The organism is Mycobacterium yunnanensis (genome assembly GCF_025823185.1).
In the GTDB taxonomy this organism is placed as follows: Bacteria; Actinomycetota; Actinomycetes; order Mycobacteriales; family Mycobacteriaceae; genus Mycobacterium; species Mycobacterium yunnanensis.
The window spans coordinates 299,904-322,524 of the sequence record NZ_JACKVK010000008.1; the positions used below are offsets into that span (position 1 = coordinate 299,904).

The following is a 22,621-nucleotide window of genomic DNA, read 5'->3' on the forward strand; positions in this document are numbered from 1 at the left end:
CGTCGACGCCATGGCCGAGACCGACATCTCCGTGACCCGCGAGCTGCTGCGTGATTCGTTCACCCGGCTCGCCGAACACGTCGACGACCTCGTCGACGGGTTGACCGACGAGGTGGCCTACTACCGGGCCACCCCGCACGCCAACACGGTCGCCTGGCTGCTGTGGCACAGCGCCCGGGTGATCGACGCGCAGCTCAGCGAGATTGCCGGCGCCGAACAGGTGTGGTTCCGCGACGACTGGGTGGGCAAGTTCGACCTCGACCTGCCCAAGGATTCCAGCGGCTACGGACACGACGCCGGACAGGTCGCCAAGGTGCGCGCGTCGGCGGAACTGCTGGGCGGGTACTACCGGGCCGTGCACTCGATGGCGCTGTCCTACGTCGCCGCGTGCACCGCGGAGGACCTCGAGACGATCGTCGACAAGCGGTGGACGCCTCCGGTGACCGCGAGCGCGCGCATCGTCAGCATCATCGACGATTGCGCCCAGCACCTGGGTCAAGCGGCCTACGTGCGGGGTCTCGTCACCGAGGGATGAACCCGGCGTCGAGGTGGTGGCCGGCAGTCGGCCTGCCGCTGATGATCGCCTTGGGGCTGGCGGTCGGCGACGGGTCCACCCGGGTCGACGACTGGTTCAGCCGAAACGGATGGGCGGCGCACCCCATGATTGGGGAGTTGTTGTTCTTCACCGAGCCGCTGCTGCTTCAGCTGATTCTGATCAGCGCCTTCGTCGTCGCCCTCTACCGGCGCCGCTGGCGGCTGGCCGCAGTGGTCGTGCTCGTGCCGCTGGCCGGGGTGGTGGCGGTGCGAGTGCTCAAGCGGCTGTTTGGACGCGAGCGGGAGGGGGCCCTCGCCTACCCCAGTGGGCACGTGACCGTGATGATGACGGTCTTGGGGATGGTTCTGCTGGTCTGGGGAGCGCGACGATGGCTGCTGCTGACGGCGGCAATGTTCGCGGTCCTGGGCACCGCGGGACAGGCGCTCACCTACCACTACTTCACGGACACCATAGGGGCGGTGCTCCTCGGTAGTTCACTGGTCGTGCTGGCCGCGACGGCGGCCAAACTTGACGGGTGTCAACCCCGGTGCGATCTAGATCACAGCAACGGTTTAGCATGGGGGAATGACAGCAACGCCTGAAGTCGACGCGGTCGCGAAGATTCTCAATCCGGCCACCGGCGCCGTCGCCGGCACCGTCCGTTGGTCCGACCCCGCCGACGTCGCCAGGGTCACCACCGGACTCCGTCACGCCCAGCGCGAATGGGAGGCGCGCGGCGCCGCCGGTCGCGCCAAGGTCATCGCCCGCTACGCCGTGTGGCTCGGCGAACACCGGGAGGAAATCGAGTCGCTGCTGATCGCCGAGACCGGCAAGTCGGCCACCGACGCGGCTCAAGAGGTGCCGTTGCTCCTCATGATTGCGTCTTACTACATCAAGACGATGGAGAAGGCGCTGGCGCCGGAGAAGCGACCGGCCTCGCTGCCGTTCCTGTCGATCAAGAAGATCGCCGTGCACTACCGGCCCCGCCCGATCGTCGGGATCATCGCGCCGTGGAACTATCCCGTCGCCAACCTGCTGATGGACGGCATCGCCGCCCTCGCGGCGGGGTGCGCGGTGCTGCTCAAGCCCTCCGAGCGCACCCCACTCACGGCTGAACTGCTGCAACGGGGCTGGCTCGACTCGGGTGCACCCGAGGTCATGGCGATCGTCCAGGGGGCGCGCGAGGCCGTCGAGGCCGTCGTCGACAACTCCGACTACGTCCAGTTCACCGGTTCCAGCGCCACCGGCGCGAAGGTGATGGAACGCGCTGCCCGTCGTCTCACCCCGGTCAGTCTGGAACTCGGCGGCAAGGACCCGATGATCGTGCTGGAGGACGCCGATGTCGACCTCGCCGCGCACGCCGCTGTGTGGGGCTCGATGTTCAACGCCGGCCAGACGTGCGTGTCCGTCGAGCGGGTCTACGTGCTCGAGCAGGTCTACGACGAGTTCGTCGCGGCCGTCGTCCGCGATGTCGAGAAGCTGAAGATGGGCGCGGGGGAGGGCTTCGACTTCGGCGCCCTGATCGACGACAGCCAGGTTGCCGTCACCGCCCGCCACGTCGACGACGCCGTCGCCAAGGGTGCCAAGGCACTCACCGGTGGGACGCGGCCTACCGGACCCGGCAGCTTCTACCCGCCGACCGTGCTGGTCGACGTCGACCACTCGATGGCGTGCATGACCGAGGAGACCTTCGGCCCGACGCTGCCCATCATGAAGGTGAAGTCGGTCGCCGAAGCGGTCCGGCTGGCCAACGACAGCCCCTACGGACTGAGCGCTGCGGTGTTCTCGCGTGACGTCGAGCGAGCGAATGACGTTGCGCTGGAGCTGGATTGCGGTGCCGTCAACATCAACGACGTGATCTCCAACCTGATGTGCACCACGGCGCCGATGGGTGGCTGGAAGTCCTCGGGCATCGGCGTGCGCTTCGGCGGTGCCGAGGGACTGCGCAAGTTCTGCCGCCAAGAGGCGATCGTGTCCCCCCGCACGAGCGCCGGCGCCGGCGGCAACTACTACAACAACTCGCCCAAGGCGCTCAAGCGGATGAACGCGATGATGACCAAGTTCGCGCTGATCCGCCCCCGGCGAGCGGCCAAGTAGTTCCCACCTCCCGCCCGATAGGGCCCGCTACCTTCCGTTCACGTTGCGGTCACCGACCATTGGGTCGGGGTCGCTAGGTTTCGCCGGTGACCCTGGACGCCTCTGCCCTCAACGGCTACACCGTGCGTGACGACGACGACGATGATCCGGAGCTGATCATTCAGCCCACGGGCGAGGTCGTCGACACTTGGCGCGAGAACTACCCGTACGACGAGCGGATGAGGCGCGAGGAGTACGAGGAGCAGAAGCGGCTGCTGCAGATCGAACTGCTGAAGCTGCAGAAGTGGAGCCAGACCAACGGGCTGCGGCACGTCATCGTCTTCGAGGGACGCGACGCCGCGGGCAAGGGCGGCACCATCAAGCGGTTCATGGAACACCTGAACCCCCGCGGAGCCCGCGTCGTCGCGCTGGAGAAGCCCACCGAGCGCGAACGGTCGCAGTGGTACTTCCAGCGCTACGTGAAGCATCTGCCCGCCTCGGGCGAAATCGTGTTGTTCGACCGATCCTGGTACAACCGGGCCGGCGTCGAACGCGTCATGGGGTACTGCTCGGGCAAGCAACATGCCGAATTCATCCGGCAGGCGCCGCTGTTCGAGCAGATGTTGGTCAACGACGGGATCAGCCTGACCAAGCTGTGGTTCTCGGTCACCCAGGCCGAGCAGCGCACCCGGTTCACGATCCGCCAGGTCGACCCGGTTCGGCAGTGGAAGCTCTCGCCAACCGATCTGGCGTCGCTGGACAAGTGGGAGGCCTACACCGCCGCCAAGGAAGACATGTTCGCGTGGACGGACACCGAGATGGCGCCGTGGACCGTGGTGAAGAGCAACGACAAGAAACGCGCCCGCATCAACGCAATGCGCTACGTCCTAGGTAAGTTCGACTACGACAACAAGGACCACGAGGTGGTCGGTCGCGCTGACCCGCTGATCGTGGGGCGCGCGCTCGCCGACTGACCTGTCGGATTGAAGGGACGCACGCATGCGGATGCTCGCGGCCCTGGTGTTCTGGATTCTGTTCACCGTCACCCTCGCGGTCGCGATTCCCGCGACGTGGGCCCAGCACAACCTCGTCGACCAGGACGGCTACTCCGCGCTGGCGACGTCCGCGGCGAAGGATCCCGCCGTGCAACAGGCGATGGCGGCCGCGCTGACCGCCGAGGTGACGAGGTTGTCCACCAGCGCGGGGTACACCAGCGGTGAAATCAACGAGACGCTGCTGAACGGGGCGGCGCGCGCGTACACCAGCGGCGTGGCCTTCCCCGGCCAGTTCGCGCTCGCCAACCAGGTGGCACACCGCTGGCTGTTCACCGACACCGTGGCGCAGTCCGACTCGTCGGGTCGCTGGGTGGTCGACCTGTCACCGATGTTGGCGGACAGCTCCTTTCAACAGACGCTCGCCGACTTCGGCATCACACCGCCCGCCACTCTCGAGATCCCCCTGACCCAGAACATCTCCGAATCGCTGCGACCCGGCAAGTACCGAGACGTCGCGAAGTGGGGCCCATGGGCCAGTGTGGGCGCCGCCGTCCTTGCCGGGGTATTCGGGCTGCTGACGCTGGCCTCGGCTAGGCGTCGCGGCAAGGCGCTTGGCGCGCTTGGTGTTTCGGCGCTCATCGTCGGAGCCGCCGGCTGGGCCGGGATCGAGGTGGGACGGCGCTACGTGAACCGAGCGCTCGACGCGACCACCGACGACGTCAGGAACGTCGCCGCCGCCATGGTCGACCACGCGATCGGCAGTCAGCATCTGTGGCTGAACCTGACGCTTGCCGCCGGTGCCGCCGTCGTCCTCTTCGGGGTGTTCGTGTCCATGGTCGGCGGACTGCGGCGGGACTAGGGGCGGCCGCCGCCCCGAGGCGTCGGATCCGGTTCGCGGTGCGACGGATCGGCGGTGATGATCCGCCCACCAACCTTGATGTTCGGGGTGCGGAAGTACGCCCAGCCGCCCATCAGCACGCAGGCCATCGCGGTGAAGGCCAGCGAGCTCTGCACGTCGGGCCAGCCCGCGGCGAACAGGACGGGAAGGGCGACGAGCGTTGCACCCCAGTAGATTCGACGCTTCACGGCTCGCCTCGGCAACGTCGCGGTGTCCCATCCCGGCAGCAGCAGCCCGACGACGAGGATCCCAAGGCCGCCGTAGAACAGGCTCGTCGACAGGGTGCTCACGTCGACCAGGATAGGTGCGCGGCTAACGCCAATCTCGGAAGGCGTCCATCAGGCGGCGGCGAAACCGAGGGTCGACGTCGTCGTCGCGGATTCTGCCCAGCGTCGTCACGGTGACGCGGAACTGCTGTAGGTAGTGCTCGCACCCGTCGCACTCCAGCAGATGCACGTCGAACCGGGCACGCGTCTCCGGGTCGAGTGATCCCTCGAGGTAGGCGGTGACCAATTCGACGAGGTCGCGGCAGTCCATCGATTCGGTACTCATCGGCCGTCCCCCAGGTAGTCCTCGAGCTGCGCCCGCACTGCAGCCCTGCCGCGATGCAACAGCACACGCTGATTGGCGACGCTGATGTCGAGCAAATCGCACACCTCAGCCGAGTCGAACCCGAGCATGTCCCTCAGGGTTACCACCACGCGCTGACGTTCGGGGAGTTCGTCGAGCGCACGCCTGGTGACGGCGACCAACTCCGACCCGAGCAGCGAACCCTCCGGTGTCTGCGGAAACGGCGACGGTTCCTCGGTCTCGCGCCAGTGCCCCGACCACTGCTGCCCGGCGGCACGGAATCGGGCGGGGTCGACGGTCCCGCCGGTGTAGGCGGTGATCGCGACGTCGGCCTCGCGTCGCTCTCGGAGGCCGCGGCGTTTGGCGATGTTGATCATCACGGTGAACAGCCACGTCCGTAACGACGAGCGTCCCTCGAAGGCGTCGATCCCCCTGAACAGCGCAATCCAGGTCTCCTGCACCACCTCTTCGGCGATGGCGACGCTTGGCACGTAACCGCGGGCGACGCGCAGCATCGACGGTGTGTACAGGTCCACCAGCTCGGCGAAGGCCGCCTCGTCACGGGCACGCAGCGCCGTGATGAGCGTGGCTTCGTCGGGGGTCGCACATGCCATCGACACGGATGGTAGCCGCTCGTCGCCGAATCAGCGGCGGCGCAAGGCGTCGCCCAGCGTCCACGCCGAGATGCCAAGCAGCGCTACGTCCTTGATCAGGAATTGACCCGCCGAGCCGAGTATCGGGAAACCGCCCTCGGCCGCTTCGAAGACACCCGGTGCGGTGACCAGGAAACTCAGCGTGGCGACGAACAAACCGACGGCGATTGCGCTGCCTACCGCGGACACCCTTGGCCACCATGGCGCGAGCGCGATCAGCACCGCGGCCGCCACCTCGACCACGCCCAGCAGAGCCGACAACGTCGTGACGGAGAACAGGTCGTAGAGCCAACTCATCAGCGGGCTGGAGGCAACCAAGGGCTCGATGCCCTTGGCCTCGTAGACGGTGAACTTCATGAGCCCGATCCAGCCGATCACCACCACGAGGCCGTACCGGGCCAGAAGCCCGCCAATGCGTTCGATCCGCGCCGTGACAGGCGCATGCCCTTCGATGACGGTCATGCCACATCCCTTCGACATCGGGGGAGTGTCAGCCCGTCGGGCGACCGTTACGTCGACGGTTCGTCGCCCAGCATGCGGTGCAGGAACTCGTAGATGAGCGCCGATCGGAACGCCGTCTGAGCATTGTCCGCCGCGCCGGCGTGGCCGCCCTCCACGTTCTCGTAGTAGCGGACGCGGTGTCCGGCCGCCTCGAGTGCTGCGGTCATCTTCCTGGCGTGCCCGGGGTGCACGCGGTCGTCCCGGGTCGACGTCGTCATCAGCAGTGCGGGGTAGTCCCGGTCGGCCGAGATGTTCTGGTACGGCGAGTATTCGCGGATGAACGCCCAGTCGTCCGGGTCGTCGGGATTGCCGTATTCGGCGACCCACGACGCCCCGGCCAGCAGCAGGTGGTAGCGCTTCATGTCCAGCAGCGGCACGGAGCACACCAGCGCCCCGAACAGCTCCGGGTACTTGGTCAACATGATGCCCATGAGCAGGCCGCCGTTGCTACCACCCTGGGCGCCCAATTGGTCGACGGTGGTGATGCCGCGGGCCACCAGATCGGCAGCCACGGCGGCGAAGTCCTCGTGGACGAGGTGGCGGCCCTCGCGCATGGCCTGCGTGTGCCACGTCGGTCCGTATTCGCCGCCGCCGCGAATGTTGGCCAGCACGTAGGTGCCACCCCGCGACAACCACAGCTTGCCGAGGACGCCGGCATATCCGGGGGTGTTGGACGACTCGAAGCCGCCGTAACCGCCCAGCAGTGTCTTGCCCGCTCCCGTCGAATCACGGTGTCCCACCACGAAGTACGGGATCATGGTGCCGTCGGCCGAGGCGACGAAGTGCTGACTCACCTCGATGTCGGAGGCGTCGAAGAAGGCCGGCGCGCTCTTCACCTCGACGAGCTCGTCGCCGACGCGACCCCACAGCAGACGCGACGGACTGTCGAAACCGCTGGAGTCCAAGAAGATCTCGTCACCGAGCTCGTCGGCGTCGACGATCACCGTCGTCGCATTGGCAGGCAGGCCCGCGACCGCTTCGCGCTGCCACGTGCCCGGGGTGACCACCTCGACGTGGGTGGCCACGTCGACGAGGGTGCCCAGCACCAGGCGTTCACGGGTCCAGGTGTAGGTGTCGAGACTGGTGTGGGCGTCCGGCTCGAACACCACCGTCAGGTCGGCCGCGCCCGAGAGGAAGGCGTCGTAGTCGGTGGCCAGCAGCGATCCCGCAGGGTAGGTCGTCGGTCCAACGGTCCATGGGGTGCGCGGCCGAATCAGCAACCACTGCCGGTGAATCGAGATCCCGGCATCGGTCGGGACGACGATCCTGAGCAGGTCCTCACCGCGGATCTCGAAGTACTCCCGGTTGAAGAAGTCGACCGACCGCGACGCGATCAGCCGCTCGTAGCCCGGCGTCGGGTCGAACCCCACGCCGACGCTGACGTCGGACGCGACGCCCTCGAAGACCGTCTGCGCCTCGGAGAGCTGCTGGCCACGACGCCAACGCTTCACCACGCGTGGGTAGCCGGAGTCGGTCAGCGAACCGGGACCGAAGTCGGTGCCAACCAGCACCGTGTCGTGGTCCTCCCAGGAGATGCTGGTCTTCGCCTCGTCCACCGCGAAGCCGCCGGCGACGAATTCGCGTGTCGCCATGTCGAATTCGCGTACCACGGTGGCGTCGGACCCGCCGCGGGACAACTCGACCAGGGCCAGGGTGTAGTCGGGTTCGATGACCTCGGCGCCCGCCCACACCCAGTTCTCGCCGTCCGCGGCGGCCAGGGCGTCCAGGTCGACCAGGACGTCCCATTCGGGATCGTCGGTGCGGTATTGCTCGAGCGTGGTGCGCCGCCACAGTCCCCGCGGGTGGTCCCCGTCGCGCCAGTAGTTGTAGAGGAAGTCCCCGCGGCGTCGCACGTAGGGGATGCGGGTGTCGGTGTCGAGGATCGCGAGGGCCTCGGCCCGCATGGTCTCGAAGCGCTCGCCGCCGAGCTCGTCGAGTGTCGGCTCGTTGTGCCGTCGCACCCACTCGAGCGCGTCGTCACCGGTGATGTCCTCGAGCCACAGCTGGGGGTCGTCTCCAGTACTTCGTTCTTCGCGCAAGCGCTCGTCGTCCACCCGACCATTGTGACCACCGGCGTACTGTGAGCTGTGTAACACCTGGCCGACGCACGGGGAAGGGGATGACGACGGTGGACGTACCCAACCGCGCACTGATCACCGAGGCGGCGGCCGAGCTGTTGCGCACGTTGCAGGGTCGCCACGGCGCGTTGATGTTTCACCAATCGGGCGGCTGCTGCGACGGCTCCTCTCCGATGTGTTACCCCGCCGGGGAGTTCCTGGTCGGGGATCGCGACGTGCTGCTCGGCGTGCTCGACGTGGGTGACGACGGCGTGCCGGTGTGGATCTCGGGCAGTCAGTTCGAGGCGTGGAAGCACACCCAGTTGGTCATCGACGTGGTGCCCGGCCGCGGGGGCGGCTTCAGCCTCGAGACGCCGGAGGGCATGCGGTTCCTCAGCCGCGGCCGCGCCTTCACCGAGGAGGAGAACCGGCTGCTCGAGGCGGAGCCGCCGATCACCGGATCCCGGTACGAACGCGGGGAGCGGCCGCGCGAGGGCGGCACCCACGTCGTGGCCGAGGCGCAGGACGCCTGCCCGATCCCGGCGGCGCGACCGGCGATCGCTCACAGCTGACGCATCTCCCGCAGGTGCGACGGCCGCGACCATTAGGCTGGGGTCGTGACTCACTATGACGTCGTCGTGCTCGGTGCCGGTCCCGGCGGTTACGTGGCCGCCATCCGCGCCGCCCAGCTCGGCCTCAACACTGCCATCGTCGAGCCCAAGTACTGGGGCGGCGTCTGCCTCAACGTCGGATGCATTCCGTCGAAGGCACTGCTGCGCAACGCCGAGCTGGCGCACATCTTCACCAAGGAAGCCAAGCAGTTCGGCATCAGCGGCGACGTGTCGTTCGACTACGGCTCGGCGTTCGACCGCAGCCGCAAGGTCGCCGAGGGCCGCGTCGCCGGCGTGCACTTCCTCATGAAGAAGAACAAGATCACCGAGGTGCACGGCTATGGCAAGTTCACCGACGACAAGACCATCGAGGTCGACCTCAACGACGGTGGCACCGAGACGCTGACGTTCGACAACGCCATCATCTCGACCGGCGCGCACACGAAGCTGGTGCCCGGTACGTCGATGAGCAAGAACGTCATCACCTACGAAGAGCAGATCATGGAGCGCGACCTCCCCGGGTCGATCGTGATCGCCGGCGCCGGCGCCATCGGCATGGAGTTCGGCTACGTGATGAGCAACTACGGCGTGGACGTCACCATCGTCGAATTCCTGCCCCGTGCGCTGCCCAACGAGGACGCCGAGATCTCCAAGGAGATCGAGAAGGCGTTCAAGAAGCTGGGGGTGAAGATCCTCACGGGTACCAAGGTCGAGTCGATTACCGACAATGGAGCCGACGGCGTCCTAGTGAAGATCAGCAAGGACGGCAAGACCGAGGAACTCAAGCCCGACAAGGTCATGCAGGCCATCGGCTTCGTGCCCAACGTCGAGGGCTACGGCTTGGACAAGGCCGGCGTCGAACTGACCGACCGCGGCGGCATCGGCATCGACGACTACATGCGCACCAACAAGCCGCACATCTACGCCATCGGTGACGTCACCGGCAAGCTGCAGCTGGCGCACGTCGCCGAGGCGCAGGGCGTCGTCGCCGCCGAGACCATCGGCGGCGCCGAGACGCTGGCGCTGGGCGATTACCGGATGATGCCGCGTGCGACGTTCTGTCAGCCGCAGGTCGCCAGCTTCGGTCTCACCGAGCAACAGGCCCGCGACGAGGGGTACGACGTGAAGGTCGCGAAGTTCCCGCTGACCGCGAACGGCAAGGCTCACGGTCTCGGGGCACCCGGCGGTTTCGTCAAGGTGATCGCCGACGCGAAGTACGGTGAGCTGCTCGGCGGACACCTGATCGGCCACGACGTCTCCGAGCTGCTCCCCGAGCTGACGCTTGCGCAGAAGTGGGACCTGACCGTCAACGAGCTGGCCCGCAACGTGCACACCCACCCGACGCTGTCCGAGGCGCTGCAGGAGTGCTTCCACGGCCTGACTGGCCACATGATCAACTTCTGATCGACGTACCCGCGTGAAGGCACATGTCGTCGTCGCAGGCGTCGGCGGACTGATCATCGGCCACGTGCTGTGGCTGGCCGCCGTTTCATTGGCGACGAGGAGTACCACCGTCGACGTGTGGGTGCTGGTGACCGTGGCGGCCACCGTGGCCATCGGTGCGGTGTGCGTCGTCCTCGGGCGGCGGTTCCAGCACCGGAAGGACTACGCCAAGGCAGCGTTCCTGTGGTGTCTCCCGGTCTCGCCGGTGCTGTTCTCGATCAGCGTGCTCGCGGTAACCTACCTCTAGCCACGCTCAGTTGGGGAAGTCCAGCGGAATCTTCAGCGTCGCCAACGTGGCCGCGAGACCGTCGTATTGGCTTGCCAGCATGCAGAATTCGATCAGCTGCTTCTTGGTGAGGTAGGTCGACAGCGCGGTCCAGGTCTCCGCCGACATGGAGCGGGTGATGACGAACTCGTCGGTCGCGGTGATGAGCGTGCGCTGCCGGTCGGTGAGTCCTTCGGCGTCCGGGCCCTCGAAGATCCGGGCCTGCGTCTGCAGGTCCACGCCACGACTGCGGGCCAGACGCCGGTGCTGCTGCAGCTCGTACTCGCAGTCCCGAAGGTGTCCGACGCGCAGGATGACCAACTCGGCCTCCTGGCGTGGCAGTTTGCCGAGCCCGAGCAGCATCCCCGAATACGGCAGCCACGCCAGGAACAGCAAGTGGTGCTGGCCGAGGACGTTGAACAGCGCGAACCGGGGGGCGCGGATGGCGCGGGCCCCCAGCTTCGCGATGATCCAGTTCAGGGGTCCCAGTTCGCGGAAACCTCCGGGCCGGATACGGGCGGGAACAGTCTCGGGGGCGCTCACCTCTTGAAGTGTAGGTGGGTCAGGTACGCCGGACCGGGTAGGGCGACACCGTGCTGCGGTGCTCGTCGAGGTCGAGGGCCCGTCCGAGTGCGGGGAAGGCCCGTTGCGGGCAGTTGTCGCGTTCGCACACCCGGCAGCCGGCACCGATCGGAGTGCCTACCTCGCTGGAGAGGTCGAGGCCGTCGGAGTACACCAGCCGTTGCGCGTGGCGCAGTTCGCAGCCGAGACCGATGGCGAATGTCTTGCCCGGCTGGCCGTATCGCGACGCGCGGCGTTCCACGGTGCGCGCGACCCACATGTAGTGCCGCCCGTCGGGCATCTGGGCGATCTGCACCAGGATCTTGCCGGGATTGGCGAACGTCTCGTAGACGTTCCACAGCGGGCACGTGCCGCCGCTGGAGGAGAAGTGAAAACCGGTGGCGGACTGACGTTTCGACATGTTGCCGGCCCTGTCGACCCGGACGAACGACAGCGGCACGCCGCGCATCGACGGCCGCTGCAACGTGGACAGGCGGTGAGCGATGGTCTCGTAGCTCACCGAGTAGAACGCCGAGAGCCGCTCCACGTCGTAGCGGAAGTTCTCGGCCACGTCGTGAAATTGGCGGTAGGGCAGGATGGTCGCCGCCGCGAAGTAATTGGCAAGGCCGAGGCGGGCCAGGGTGCGGGACTCCTCGCTGGTGAAGTTTCCGTCCTCGACCAGCGCGTCGATGAGGTCGCCGAACTCGAGGAACGCCAATTCGGCGGCGAGTTTGAAGACGGTCTGTCCCGACGGCAGGTGACCGCCGATCTCCAGGGTCTTGGTGGCGGGGTCGAAGCGATGCAACACCGTGTCGCCCAAGTCGATTCGCTTGACGATGTGGACCCCGTGCACCCGGACGAGGCGGTCGGACAGCTCGGCGGCCAGATCCGCGCGGTTCATTCGCATGCGGACGGTCAGGTCTTCGGCAGCCGTGTCGAGCTCGTGCAGATAGTTCTGCCGTTGGTAGAAGTAGTCGCGCACCTCCTCGTGCGGCATCGTGATGGAGCCCCAGCCGGAGCTCGATCCCGTGCCGGAGAAGCGGCCCTCGGTGGCCGCAGCCAGTTGCGTGGTGGTCAGTCGGTAGCGCCGGTGCAGGTTGACCATCGCCTGGGCCAGCGCGGGGTGGGCGTTGACGATCTCGGCGACCTCCGACGGCGCCACGTCGACGCCGACGTCGCTGTCCATGGTGACCTCGCGCAGTTCGGCGACCAGCCGGGTGTCGTCCTGGGAGGCGAAGAACGTGGCGTCGACGCCGAACACCTCGGTGATGCGCAGCAGGACGGCGACGGTCAGGGGACGGACGTCGCGTTCGATCTGGTTGAGGTAGCTGGGGGAGATGTCGAGCATCTGGGCCAGGGCGGCCTGACTGAATCCACGCTCGCTGCGAAGCTGCCGCACCCGCGATCCGACGAACGTCTTGGCCACGCCGACCAGCATAATGAGCCTGCGAAGGAGACCTTCGCAGGATTGGCACAGCGAGCTCTCGTGGCAATATCTGGTTTCGTGAGCACCGCAGGTCGACCCGTCGCGGGCATGGCGAAGTCGTTGATGCCCGTGCCCGATCCACATCCGGACGTGTTCGACGTCGAGTGGCCGCTGCGGGTGGCCGACGTCGACCGCACGGGACGGTTGAAGTTCGATGCCGCCACTCGGCACATTCAGGACGTCGGGTCAGATCAACTGCGCGAGATGGGTTTCGAGGAGACGCATCCGTTGTGGATCGTGCGACGCACCATGATCGACATGGTCGAGCCGATCGTCTTCAAGGACATGCTGCGGTTGCGACGGTGGTGTTCTGGCACCTCCAACCGGTGGTGCGACATGCGGGTGCGGATCGAAGGCAGGCGGGGCGGCCTCATCGAATCCGAGGCGTTCTGGATCAACATCAACCGCGAGACCCAGGGTCCGGCGCGCATCTCCGACGACTTCGTCGCGGGGCTGCAGAAGACGACCCCGGTCAACCGCCTGCGATGGAAGGCCTATCTGACCGCAGGTGCACGTGAGGACGCCGTCGACGTCCGGCCGTACCCCGTGCGCGTCAGCGACATCGACATCTTCGACCACATGAACAACTCGGTGTACTGGAGCGTCGTCGAGGACTACCTCGCCGAGAAGCCGGATCTGGTGGCCGCACCGCTGCGGGTGACCGTCGAGCACGACCTGCCGGTGGCGCTGGGCGACGATCTCGAGATCCTCCGCCACGACTACCCCGCCGGCTCGACCGACGCGTTCGGGCCGGACGTCGCGAATCGCACTGTTACGACGCTCACATATGTGGTCGGCGATGAGGTCAAGGCCGTCGCCAGTCTGTTCGCGCTCTGAATCGATCGGGTTAAACAGTACGAGCGTACTGACCTGCGCAATTGTGTTACCCCGCGGTAACTTCTGAACCGGTTCAGTTGGGCAGTTACTTCGCAACCTTCGCAACATGCAAGCAAGGGTTGGCGAAAATTGGCAACTGAAACCGGTGGACCTGCGGCTATGTGCTGTGTCATGGTCGTAACAGCAGAGAAGCTAATTGCGCGGTGGCGTTAACAACGGAACGAAGGCAACGTCGCCGGCACTCGTAATCGAAGGAGCCCCGATGTCCACCGTTGGCACGCCGAAGTCGCCCGAACAGATCCAGCACGACTGGGACAACAACCCTCGCTGGAAGGGCATCACCCGCAACTACACCCCGGAGGACGTCGTCGCGCTGCAGGGACACGTCGTCGAGGAGAGCACGCTGGCCCGCCGCGGTGCCGAGGTGCTGTGGGAGCAGCTCCACGACATGGACTACGTCAACTCGCTGGGCGCCCTGACCGGCAACCAGGCCGTGCAGCAGGTGCGCGCCGGCCTCAAGGCCATCTACCTGTCGGGTTGGCAGGTCGCCGGTGACGCGAACCTGTCCGGTCACACCTACCCCGACCAGAGCCTGTACCCGGCCAACTCGGTGCCGCAGGTCGTCCGTCGCATCAACAACGCCCTGCTTCGCGCCGACCAGATCGCCAAGGTCGAGGGTGACCGCTCCGTCGAGAACTGGCTCGCCCCGATCGTCGCCGACGGCGAGGCCGGCTTCGGTGGTGCGCTGAACGTCTACGAGCTGCAGAAGGCCATGATCGCCGCCGGCGTCGCCGGATCGCACTGGGAAGACCAGCTCGCCTCGGAGAAGAAGTGCGGCCACCTCGGTGGCAAGGTCCTCATCCCGACCCAGCAGCACATCCGCACGCTGACCTCGGCCCGTCTCGCGGCCGACGTCGCCGACGTCCCCACCCTGGTGATCGCGCGCACCGACGCCGAGGCCGCCACGCTCATCACCTCCGACGTCGACGACCGCGACAAGCCGTTCGTCACCGGTGAGCGCACCTCCGAGGGCTTCTACCACGTGAAGAACGGCCTCGAGCCCTGCATCGCCCGCGCCAAGGCCTACGCGCCCTACTCCGACCTCATCTGGATGGAGACCGGCACCCCGGACCTGGAGCTGGCCAGGAAGTTCGCCGAAGGCGTCAAGAGCGAGTTCCCCGACCAGATGCTGGCCTACAACTGCAGCCCGTCGTTCAACTGGAAGCAGCACTTGGACGACGCAACCATCGCGAAGTTCCAGAACGAGCTGGGCGCAATGGGATTCAAGTTCCAGTTCATCACCCTCGCCGGCTTCCACGCCCTGAACTACTCGATGTTCGATCTGGCCCACGGCTACGCCCGCAACCAGATGAGCGCCTACGTCGAGCTGCAGGAGCGCGAGTTCGCCGCCGAGGAGCGCGGTTACACCGCCACGAAGCACCAGCGTGAGGTTGGCGCCGGCTACTTCGACCGGATCGCCACCACCGTGGACCCGACCTCGTCGACCACCGCTCTCGCGGGTTCGACCGAAGAGGGCCAGTTCCACTAGCAGTTCGGCTGCGCGAGCAGACACAAAAGTGCCCGGCACCTCGGCGTGTCGGGCACTTTTGCGTCTGTTCGCCAATAGGGAAGGATTCCTGGCGTGACCAATATCGAACGAGTAGGCGTCGTCGGCGCGGGCCAGATGGGCGCAGGCATCGCGGAGGTGTCCCTGCGTGCTGGCGTCGACGTGCGCATCTACGAGCCCACCGAGGCCTTGGTGGAGGCCGGCCGCGACCGCATCGTGAAGTCCCTCGAACGCGGGGTCAGCCGCGGCAAACTCACCGAAGCGGAGCGTGACGAGGCGCTGGGACGCCTCAGCGTCGCCACCGACGTCGCCGACCTGGCCGACCGCCAACTGGTGGTCGAGGCCATCGTCGAGGACGCGGCCGTCAAGGCCACGGTGTTCGCGCAGCTCGACGAGGCGATCACCGATCCCGACGCGGTGTTGGCGTCGAACACCTCCAGCATCCCGATCATGAAGATCGCCGCGGCGACGAAGAATCCGAGTCGCGTGCTGGGGCTGCACTTCTTCAACCCGGTGCCGGTGCTCCCGCTGGTGGAGCTGGTGCCGACGCTGGTGACCGCCGACGCGGCACTGGAGCGCGTCGCCCAGTTCGCGGGTGAGACGCTGCGCAAGAAGGTCGTGCGGTGCACCGACCGCTCCGGCTTCGTCGTCAACGCGCTGCTGGTGCCCTACCTGCTGGCGGCGATCCGGATGGCCGAGGCCGGCGTGGCCACCGTCGAGGACATCGACACCGCGGTCGTCGCCGGGTTGTCGCATCCGATGGGCCCGCTGAAGCTGAGCGACCTCGTCGGGCTCGACACGCTCAAGCTCATCGCGGACTCGATGTTCACCGAGTTCAAGGAGCCGCTCTACGGACCGCCGCCGCTGCTGCAGCGGATGGTCGAGGCCGGCCAGCTCGGCAAGAAGAGCGGCCAGGGCTTCTACACCTACTGATCTCGGCGCCGACACTACGGTTGTTGACCTAAATCCCGGAAGAACGCGCAACAACCGTCGTCTCGGCGCATCGGAATGGAACCAAACGACGCGATCGTGCGCCTAACAAGGTGTGGACGACCTCCTCTTGGCGACCGAAGCCATCGCGGCCGGACGCGTGACGCGAAACGACCTTCGCCGTCGATACGTCAAGGTGCACCGCAACGTCTACGCGCGGCGCGGCGTGGAACTGACGGCCCGCGACCGAGCGATGGCGGCGTGGCTGTGGTCGGGGCGGGAGGCAGTCTTGGTGGGGCAATCCGCGGCCGCCCTGCTGGGCACCAAGTGGATATCCGCCGAGGAGCCGGCCGAAGTCGCCAGAGTCAGGTACCCCTCTCCGCCGGGAATCGTGGTGCGCAGCGGTGTGATCGACGACCGCGATGTCCAGCGCATCGGCGATCTGGCGTGCACGGGCGTGGCCCGGACGGCCTACGACATCGGTCGCCGGACTTCCTTGGACCGGGCGGTGATGCGCATCGATGCGCTGCTCAACAGGACCCGCGTGCCGGTGTCCGCAGTGGATGCCGTCGCCGAGCGGTACCCAGGCGCGCGCGGCATTCGAACCCTGCGGCGGGCTCTCGCGCTGGTCGACTCGGGAGCCGAGTCGCCGCAGGAGACAACCCTGCGACTGGTGCTGGTGCGGTCGGGATTGCCGCGGCCGCAGACCCAGGTCCCGGTCCTCGATCAGCGCGGCCGGGTCGTGCGACGCGTCGACCTGGGGTGGCCGCAGTGGTTGGTCGGCGTCGAATACGACGGCGCGCACCATTTCACCGACGCCGGCCAGTAAGCCGACGACATCGAGCGTCTCGAGTTCCTGGCCGCGCGCGGGTGGACCATCGTGCGGGTGAGCTCTCGCCAATTGCGTGCGCAGCGGCCGGCGGTCGTCGCACGGGTGCGAGCGGCGTTGGCATCGCGAGGCTACGGTTGTTGATTCAAATCCCGGGATGAACGCGCAACAACCGTAGTCTCGGCGAGATCAAGCCGACTTCAGCCGCTTCTTCTCCGCCTCGATGTCGAAGTCGGCTGGCGGCCAAGACAAGTCGAGCCCTTCCAGCGCCTCGATGAGCAGCTCGGTGACGGCGAGGCGGGCATACCACTTGTGGTCGGACGGGATGACGTGCCACGGGGCGACGTCGGTCGAGGTGCGTTCGAGCATGGCCTGATACGCCTCCTGGTAGCGCGGCCAGAGCATGCGTTCGTCGACGTCGGCGGGGTTGTACTTCCAGTACTTGTCGGGCCGTTCGAGACGTTTGGTGAGCCGCTTCTTCTGCTCGTCGAGCGAGACGAACATGGCCACCTTGACGATGCTCGTGCCGTCGAGGGCGAGGCGCTTCTCGAAGTCGTTGATCGTGTCGTAGCGGGTGCTCCACACCTCGGGGGCCACCAGGTCGTGCACGCGGACGATCAGCACGTCCTCGTAGTGCGAGCGGTCGAATACGCCGATGTGCCCGGGCGTGGGCAGCTTGCGCTCGATGCGCCACAGGAAGTCGTGCGCCAGCTCCTCATCGGTCGGCTTGCCGAAGTTGGCGTACTGAATGCCTTGTGGATTGCCTGCCCCGACAACGTGTTTGACGATGCCGCCCTTACCGGCGGTGTCCATGCCCTGCAGCACCAGCAACACCTTGCGGTTGTCACCGGCCAGGCTGTTGGCGTAGAGCATCTCCTGCAACTCGGCGAACCGCTCGGCACGCTCGAGCAGCAGATCGGGTGCGTCGGCCTTGCTGCCCGAGAAGCCGGGCGTGGAATCGGTGTCGATGGCGGCGACGGAGTCGCCCGGTTTGAACGCCAGATGGACGTGCGGTTCGTGGGTCCACAGCTCGGGCAGGTCGTCAGTCACGACCTCAGTCAAGCAGGCGCGGTGGCAATGACGGGGACGGATGGGGTGCCGAGTTGAACTTCTCCAGCGATCCGTTGGCTTCGACGATGCCGCGCAGCGCGTTCCACGACAGCATCGTGAGGTAGTCGATGAGTTCGTCGGCCGTCATCCGGGGATGTGACATCCAGGAGTGCGTGGCCAACTGCACGCCGCCGACGATCATGAACGCCCACGGCTGCGCGCCGCGGGTGTCCATGCCCGCCTCGGCCATGCGCCGCCGCAGCATGACGCCGAGCATGCGCGCGATGATCTGTTCGGAGTCGGCGACGGCCTTGCTCTTGCTGGCCGAACTGTTGGCCATCACGAACGGGTAGATCTCGGGCTCGGCGGCGACGGTGGCAACGTAGACGCGGATGATCTCTCGCGTCAGGTCGTAGCCGTCGAGGTTCGCGGTCAGCGCCGCGGCCATGTTGGGAATCAGCGTGGTCTGGGCGAATCGCATCATCACCGCGGTGGTGAGGTCGTTCTTGTCGACGAAGTAGCGGTACAGCACCGTCTTGGAGACACCGATCTCCGCGGCGATCTCGTCCATGCTGACGTTGCTGCCACGGATGCGGATGGCGTCGAGCGTGCCGTCGACCAGCTCGTTGCGTCGGTCGACCTTGTGTTGATGCCAGCGCCGCTTGCGACCGTCGGTCTTAGCCGGCCCGGCCGGGGTCTGCTGTGCCACTTCCGCCGTAATCCGTTCCCTCGTTCCGCATAGATGATACGGCCGAATTCGCTCGTTGCCCGGGACGGGGACGAGCCCGCGGGGACATGCAGGATGATGGTGGTGTGGTGACCACGTCCGGCCAGCGGCCGAGCTTTGCAGAATCGATCGCCGGTGCCGACACGAGTGCCGATGCCGAACGTCGCCGCGGGCTGCGCAGGATGAAGGCCGTCGCCCTGAGCTTCCTGCTCGGCGCGACGGCGATCTTCCTGGTGTCCACCTGGGCGCAGTCCCAGGGGGCCGCCGGCTGGGTCGGCTATGTACGGGCTGCGGCCGAGGCCGGGATGGTGGGCGCGCTGGCCGACTGGTTTGCCGTCACCGCCCTGTTCAAGCACCCGTTGGGCATCCCGATCCCGCACACCGCGATCATCAAGCGCAAGAAGGATCAGCTCGGCGAGGGCCTCGGCGACTTCGTGCGGGAGAACTTCATGTCGCCGGAGGTGATCGCGACCAAGGTGAACGACGCCAACGTCGCCGAGCGCACCGGCAAGTGGCTGGCCGACTCACGCAACGCCGAGCGGGTGGCCGCGGAGGCGTCGACCGCATTGCGGGTGCTCGTCGAGATGCTGCGCGACGAGGACGTCCAGCAGGTGCTCGACAAGATGATCGTCAAGCGGATCGGACAGCCGCAGTGGGGTCCGCCGGTCGGCCGGGTGCTCTCGAGCATGCTGGCCGAGCATCGGCAGGAGGCGCTGCTGCAGCTGCTGGCCGACCGTGCCTTCGAGTGGTCGTTGAACGCCGACGAGATCATCGAGCGCGTCATCGAACGCGATTCGCCGACGTGGACGCCGAGGTGGGTCGACGGTCTGGTCGGTGACCGCATCCACCGCGAGTTGATGGACTTCACCGACAAGGTGCGCCGCAACCCCGACCACGAGCTGCGCAAGTCGGCGACGAAGTTCCTGTTCGAGTTCGCTGACGACCTGCAGAACGACGAGGCGACCATCGCCCGCGCCGAGAAGGTCAAGGACCAGATCATGGCCCGCGACGAGGTGGCCAAGGCCGCGGAGACGGCGTGGGGTACCGCCAAGCGCATCTTCATGGAGTCCGTCGACGACCCGACGTCGACGCTGCGCACCCGCATCGCCGACTCGGTGGTGCACATCGGCGAATCGCTGAGGGACGATCCGCAGCTGCGCGACAAGGTCGACAAGTGGATCGTCAGGGCCGCTCAGCACCTCGTCGCCCAGTATGGGACGGAGATCACAGCGATCATCACCGAGACCATCGAGCGATGGGATGCCGACGAGGCGAGCAAGCGGATCGAGCTCCATGTGGGTCGTGACCTGCAGTTCATCCGGATCAACGGCACCGTGGTGGGTTCGCTCGCGGGGTTGATCATCTACTCGGTGGCCCAGATTCTGTTCTGATCCACCGCCAAGCGCTAACAAGTGCTTGCAATAGCTAGCACCCCGTCCTACCGTTGTGTTCGAAGCAATCCCTGGCCCAACGCGAAGGGGGACGGACATGCCGCAGGACGAAAATCTTGCCGCGGTCGTGTCCACCGCCGCGCAGGACATCGGAGGCTTCATCCGTAGCCAGCGCGAATTGGCGCAGGTTTCGGTGCGGCAGTTGGCCGAGAAGGCCGGCGTCAGCAATCCCTACCTCAGCCAGATCGAGCGGGGATTGCGGAAGCCATCCGCGGAGGTGCTCAACCAGATCGCCAAGGCGCTCCGGGTCTCCGCGGACGTGCTCTACGTCAGGGCAGGACTTCTCGAGCCCAGCGAGCCGAGCGAGGTTCGCGACGCGATCGTCACGGACACCGCGATCACCGAGCGGCAAAAGCAGGTGCTGCTCGACATCTACACCTCGTTCCGTGAGCAGAACGAAGCGCTCGACGAGGGGCGACACGTAGATGGGGAGCCAGCTACCGACTGACCTCCGATCAACTGCTGACCAGCCACACCGAACACCAATGTCGAAGGGATCCAACATCATGGCCGAGAAGAACCAGCCCACCGTCGAGGACCTCAAGGCCCCGCTGCTCGCCGCCGTCGGCGCCGCGGACCTCGCACTCGCGACCGTCAACGAGATCGTGGCCAGCCTGCGCGAGCGTGCCGAAGAGGCCCGCACCGACGCCACCGCCCGTGTCGAAGAGCGTCGCGCCCAGCTGACCAAGCTGCAGGAGGACATCCCCAGCCAGGTCGGCGAGCTGCGCGAGAAGCTCAGCTCCGAGGAGCTCCGCAAGGCCGCCGAAGGCTACGCCGAGGCCGCCACCGCCCAGTACAACAAGCTCGTCGAGCGTGGCGAGGAGGCGCTCACCCGCCTGCGCAGCCAGCCGGCGATCGAGGATGCCGCCCACCGCGTCGAAAGCGTCACCGACCAGGCCGTCGAGCTGACGCAGGACGCCCTTGGCACCGTCGCCAGCCAGACCCGCGCCGTCGGTGAGCGTGCCGCCAAGCTGGTCGGCGTCGAGCTGCCCAAGAAGGCCGAAGAGACCGCCGCGCCGGTGAAGAAGGCCGCGGCCAAGGCGCCGGCTAAGAAGGCCCCCGCCAAGAAGGCGCCGGCGAAGAAGGCTCCCGCCAAGAAGGTGACCCAGAAGTAACGATCTGGGCCTGCCGAACCTGGCAAGTCGACTGAGGGGACGTAACCCGCTTAGGCTTGAAGCGTGATGCTTCAGGACTTCGCGAGTTACGTCCTCTTCGCCATTCAGGTGGGCGTACTCCTGGCGGGGCTGTACGCCTTCGTCCACGCGGCGCTGCAGCGCACCGACGCCTATCCCGCCGCCGAGAAGCTCAGCAAGCCAATCTGGTTGGCCATCCTCGGCGGCACCACCCTGGTGGGTCTGTTCCTGCCGCCGCCGGTCGGCTCGGCCATCGCCGCGTGCGCGGTCGGTGTCTACCTGGTGGACGTGCGTCCGAAGATCCTCGAAGTCCAGGGAAAGTCCCGTTAGCCGATGACCTCCTTGCGGACCGCCCTCGCGGCGGTGATGGTGGCGTGCGCCGTCACGCCAACGCTGCTGGCGCCGAGTGCGGCCGCCGCACCGGTGGCCAGCCCGCCCTTCGTCGACCACGCCCAGTGGGCCGACTGGGGTGACCTGTCCAGTCTGCGCGTCTATCCCACTGCGGCCGGTCGCCAGGCGGCAGGCCAGTTGAACAACGCCGTCCAGGGCGAGGAGGCGTGGGGCGAGGTGCTCGCGATGGCGCCCGACGCCGACCTGCCCGGCATGCACGATCAATTCATGTGCCACTGGAGCTTCGCCGAGATCGTCGAGCCCGGTAAGACCAGCTGGAACCTCGAACCATGGCGTCCCGTGGTCGACGACGCGACCATGGTCGACACCCGGTGCAATCCCGGTGGCACCGAGGAGCCGTTCTGATGATCTGGACCCGCGACCTCGTCGCCAGCATGGTCGACCACACCCTGCTCAAGCCGGAGGCGACCGAGGCCGACGTGGCCGCCCTCGTCGCCGAGGCCGAGGCCCTCGACGTCTACGCCGTCTGCGTGTCACCGTCGCTGGTGGCCGCCGCTGCCGGCGCCCGCACCGCGGGCACCCTCGTCGCGACCGTCGTCGGATTTCCGTCCGGCAAGCACGTCTCCGACGTCAAGGCCCACGAGGCCGCCCTCGCCGTGGCGGCCGGCGCCGCCGAAGTCGACATGGTGATCGACGTCGGCGCCGCGATCGCCGGCAACCTCGACGCCGTTCGCTCCGACATCGCCGCGGTTCGCGCCGCGGTGCCCGGCTCGGTGCTCAAGGTGATCGTGGAGTCCGCGGCGCTGCTCGAGCTGGCTGGCGAGCAGACGCTGGTCGACGTCTGCCTGGCAGCCGCCGAGGCCGACGTCGAGTTCGTCAAGACCTCGACCGGATTTCACCCCGCGGGCGGGGCGTCGGTGCGGGCCGTGGACATCATGGTCGCCACCGTCGGACCCACCGTGGAGGTCAAGGCCAGCGGTGGCATCCGCACCGCCGAGGCCGCAGTGGCGATGCTCGAGGCCGGCGCGACCCGGTTGGGCCTGTCCGGCACCCGCGCGGTGCTCGACGGTCTGGGTTCGACCAGCTCCTAGACCC

General features: G+C 67.1%; 27 protein-coding genes. 18 read left to right on the plus strand and 9 right to left on the minus strand.

Annotated elements, in window-relative coordinates; all coding sequences use genetic code 11:
• Positions 1-10 precede the first annotated feature (10 nt).
• The 5 genes from H7K45_RS11525 (at position 11) to H7K45_RS11545 (ending at position 4,465) form a co-directional block, all read left to right on the plus strand.
• Positions 11-535, plus strand: coding sequence for a mycothiol transferase (locus tag H7K45_RS11525; RefSeq protein WP_263995939.1), 525 nt, complete (start codon positions 11-13; stop codon positions 533-535).
• A gap of 41 nt (positions 536-576) precedes the next feature.
• Positions 577-1,137, plus strand: coding sequence for a phosphatase PAP2 family protein (locus tag H7K45_RS11530; RefSeq protein ID WP_263995940.1), 561 nt, complete (start codon positions 577-579; stop codon positions 1,135-1,137).
• Positions 1,121-2,632, plus strand: a complete 1,512-nt coding sequence (locus tag H7K45_RS11535) for an aldehyde dehydrogenase family protein (RefSeq protein ID WP_263995941.1) — start codon at positions 1,121-1,123, stop codon at positions 2,630-2,632. The genes H7K45_RS11530 and H7K45_RS11535 overlap by 17 nt, the downstream gene beginning before the upstream one ends.
• Before the next feature lie 86 nt (positions 2,633-2,718).
• Entirely contained in the window at positions 2,719-3,585 is an 867-nt protein-coding gene (gene ppk2, locus H7K45_RS11540) for a polyphosphate kinase 2 (RefSeq protein ID WP_263995942.1), read from the plus strand.
• 25 nt (positions 3,586-3,610) lie between these two features.
• On the plus strand, positions 3,611-4,465 hold the full coding sequence (locus H7K45_RS11545; RefSeq protein WP_263995943.1) for a hypothetical protein: 855 nt from the start codon (positions 3,611-3,613) through the stop codon (positions 4,463-4,465).
• Here the strand turns inward: H7K45_RS11545 and H7K45_RS11550 are convergent.
• Genes H7K45_RS11550 through H7K45_RS11570 form a run of 5 tightly spaced genes read right to left on the minus strand, consistent with a single transcriptional unit; the run spans position 4,462 to position 8,282 of the window.
• Complete coding sequence (locus tag H7K45_RS11550) at positions 4,462-4,794, minus strand: hypothetical protein (protein WP_263995944.1); 333 nt, start codon at positions 4,792-4,794, stop codon at positions 4,462-4,464. The genes H7K45_RS11545 and H7K45_RS11550 overlap by 4 nt on opposite strands.
• Before the next feature lie 22 nt (positions 4,795-4,816).
• Entirely contained in the window at positions 4,817-5,056 is a 240-nt protein-coding gene (locus tag H7K45_RS11555; RefSeq protein WP_263995945.1) for an anti-sigma factor family protein, read from the minus strand.
• A complete protein-coding gene (locus H7K45_RS11560) occupies positions 5,053-5,688 on the minus strand; it encodes an RNA polymerase sigma factor (RefSeq protein ID WP_263995946.1) in 636 nt (211 codons plus the stop codon). The genes H7K45_RS11555 and H7K45_RS11560 overlap by 4 nt, the downstream gene beginning before the upstream one ends.
• A gap of 30 nt (positions 5,689-5,718) precedes the next feature.
• Entirely contained in the window at positions 5,719-6,189 is a 471-nt protein-coding gene (locus H7K45_RS11565) for a YkgB family protein (RefSeq protein ID WP_263995947.1), read from the minus strand.
• 47 nt (positions 6,190-6,236) lie between these two features.
• Positions 6,237-8,282, minus strand: a complete 2,046-nt coding sequence (locus H7K45_RS11570) for a prolyl oligopeptidase family serine peptidase (RefSeq protein WP_263995948.1) — start codon at positions 8,280-8,282, stop codon at positions 6,237-6,239.
• A 74-nt stretch (positions 8,283-8,356) separates the two neighbouring features.
• Between H7K45_RS11570 and H7K45_RS11575 the strand changes: the two genes are divergently transcribed.
• Genes H7K45_RS11575 through H7K45_RS11585 form a run of 3 tightly spaced genes read left to right on the plus strand, consistent with a single transcriptional unit; the run spans position 8,357 to position 10,586 of the window.
• On the plus strand, positions 8,357-8,857 hold the full coding sequence (locus tag H7K45_RS11575; RefSeq protein ID WP_263996965.1) for a DUF779 domain-containing protein: 501 nt from the start codon (positions 8,357-8,359) through the stop codon (positions 8,855-8,857).
• A 45-nt stretch (positions 8,858-8,902) separates the two neighbouring features.
• A complete protein-coding gene (gene lpdA, locus H7K45_RS11580) occupies positions 8,903-10,300 on the plus strand; it encodes a dihydrolipoyl dehydrogenase (protein WP_263995949.1) in 1,398 nt (465 codons plus the stop codon).
• A 13-nt stretch (positions 10,301-10,313) separates the two neighbouring features.
• Positions 10,314-10,586, plus strand: coding sequence for a hypothetical protein (locus H7K45_RS11585; RefSeq protein ID WP_263995950.1), 273 nt, complete (start codon positions 10,314-10,316; stop codon positions 10,584-10,586).
• A gap of 6 nt (positions 10,587-10,592) precedes the next feature.
• On the opposite strand, the gene H7K45_RS11590 is transcribed toward H7K45_RS11585, so the two are convergent.
• Together H7K45_RS11590 and ramB are read right to left on the minus strand one after the other, a co-directional pair.
• Entirely contained in the window at positions 10,593-11,147 is a 555-nt protein-coding gene (locus tag H7K45_RS11590) for a carboxymuconolactone decarboxylase family protein (protein ID WP_263995951.1), read from the minus strand.
• 19 nt (positions 11,148-11,166) lie between these two features.
• The gene (gene ramB, locus H7K45_RS11595) at positions 11,167-12,591 is read right to left on the minus strand and encodes an acetate metabolism transcriptional regulator RamB (protein ID WP_263995952.1); all 1,425 of its coding nucleotides are present in this window, start codon (positions 12,589-12,591) and stop codon (positions 11,167-11,169) included.
• 108 nt (positions 12,592-12,699) lie between these two features.
• On the opposite strand from ramB, the gene H7K45_RS11600 reads away from it, so the two are divergent.
• From H7K45_RS11600 to H7K45_RS11615, 4 genes are all read left to right on the plus strand, one after another.
• Positions 12,700-13,488 carry an acyl-[acyl-carrier-protein] thioesterase gene (locus H7K45_RS11600; protein WP_263996966.1) on the plus strand — a complete coding sequence of 263 codons (789 nt, stop codon included), beginning with the start codon at positions 12,700-12,702 and terminating at the stop codon, positions 13,486-13,488.
• A 262-nt stretch (positions 13,489-13,750) separates the two neighbouring features.
• Positions 13,751-15,037, plus strand: a complete 1,287-nt coding sequence (gene aceA, locus H7K45_RS11605; protein ID WP_263995953.1) for an isocitrate lyase — start codon at positions 13,751-13,753, stop codon at positions 15,035-15,037.
• Positions 15,038-15,130: 93 nt separating this feature from the next.
• Positions 15,131-15,988, plus strand: coding sequence for a 3-hydroxybutyryl-CoA dehydrogenase (locus H7K45_RS11610; protein WP_263995954.1), 858 nt, complete (start codon positions 15,131-15,133; stop codon positions 15,986-15,988).
• A gap of 112 nt (positions 15,989-16,100) precedes the next feature.
• Positions 16,101-16,814, plus strand: a complete 714-nt coding sequence (locus tag H7K45_RS11615; RefSeq protein WP_372512531.1) for a putative endonuclease domain-containing protein — start codon at positions 16,101-16,103, stop codon at positions 16,812-16,814.
• 189 nt (positions 16,815-17,003) lie between these two features.
• Here H7K45_RS11615 and H7K45_RS11620 read toward each other — a convergent pair whose 3' ends face one another.
• Complete coding sequence (locus H7K45_RS11620; protein WP_263995955.1) at positions 17,004-17,864, minus strand: polyphosphate kinase 2 family protein; 861 nt, start codon at positions 17,862-17,864, stop codon at positions 17,004-17,006.
• 4 nt (positions 17,865-17,868) lie between these two features.
• Positions 17,869-18,573: a TetR/AcrR family transcriptional regulator gene (locus H7K45_RS11625; RefSeq protein WP_263995956.1), complete on the minus strand. Its 705-nt coding sequence runs from the start codon at positions 18,571-18,573 to the stop codon at positions 17,869-17,871.
• 86 nt (positions 18,574-18,659) lie between these two features.
• Here H7K45_RS11625 and H7K45_RS11630 point away from each other — a divergent pair, with 86 nt between their 5' ends.
• From H7K45_RS11630 to deoC, 6 genes are all read left to right on the plus strand, one after another.
• Positions 18,660-19,982, plus strand: coding sequence for a DUF445 domain-containing protein (locus H7K45_RS11630; RefSeq protein WP_263995957.1), 1,323 nt, complete (start codon positions 18,660-18,662; stop codon positions 19,980-19,982).
• A gap of 97 nt (positions 19,983-20,079) precedes the next feature.
• Positions 20,080-20,490, plus strand: a complete 411-nt coding sequence (locus tag H7K45_RS11635) for a helix-turn-helix domain-containing protein (RefSeq protein ID WP_263995958.1) — start codon at positions 20,080-20,082, stop codon at positions 20,488-20,490.
• Positions 20,491-20,548: 58 nt separating this feature from the next.
• Positions 20,549-21,157 carry a heparin-binding hemagglutinin gene (locus H7K45_RS11640; RefSeq protein ID WP_263995959.1) on the plus strand — a complete coding sequence of 203 codons (609 nt, stop codon included), beginning with the start codon at positions 20,549-20,551 and terminating at the stop codon, positions 21,155-21,157.
• A gap of 66 nt (positions 21,158-21,223) precedes the next feature.
• Positions 21,224-21,505: a DUF2516 family protein gene (locus tag H7K45_RS11645; protein ID WP_263996967.1), complete on the plus strand. Its 282-nt coding sequence runs from the start codon at positions 21,224-21,226 to the stop codon at positions 21,503-21,505.
• A 3-nt stretch (positions 21,506-21,508) separates the two neighbouring features.
• On the plus strand, positions 21,509-21,931 hold the full coding sequence (locus tag H7K45_RS11650) for a DUF2599 domain-containing protein (RefSeq protein WP_263995960.1): 423 nt from the start codon (positions 21,509-21,511) through the stop codon (positions 21,929-21,931).
• The gene (gene deoC, locus H7K45_RS11655) at positions 21,931-22,617 is read left to right on the plus strand and encodes a deoxyribose-phosphate aldolase (RefSeq protein WP_263995961.1); all 687 of its coding nucleotides are present in this window, start codon (positions 21,931-21,933) and stop codon (positions 22,615-22,617) included. Before H7K45_RS11650 ends, deoC begins: the two co-directional genes overlap by 1 nt.
• The last annotated feature ends 4 nt before the right edge of the window (positions 22,618-22,621 follow it).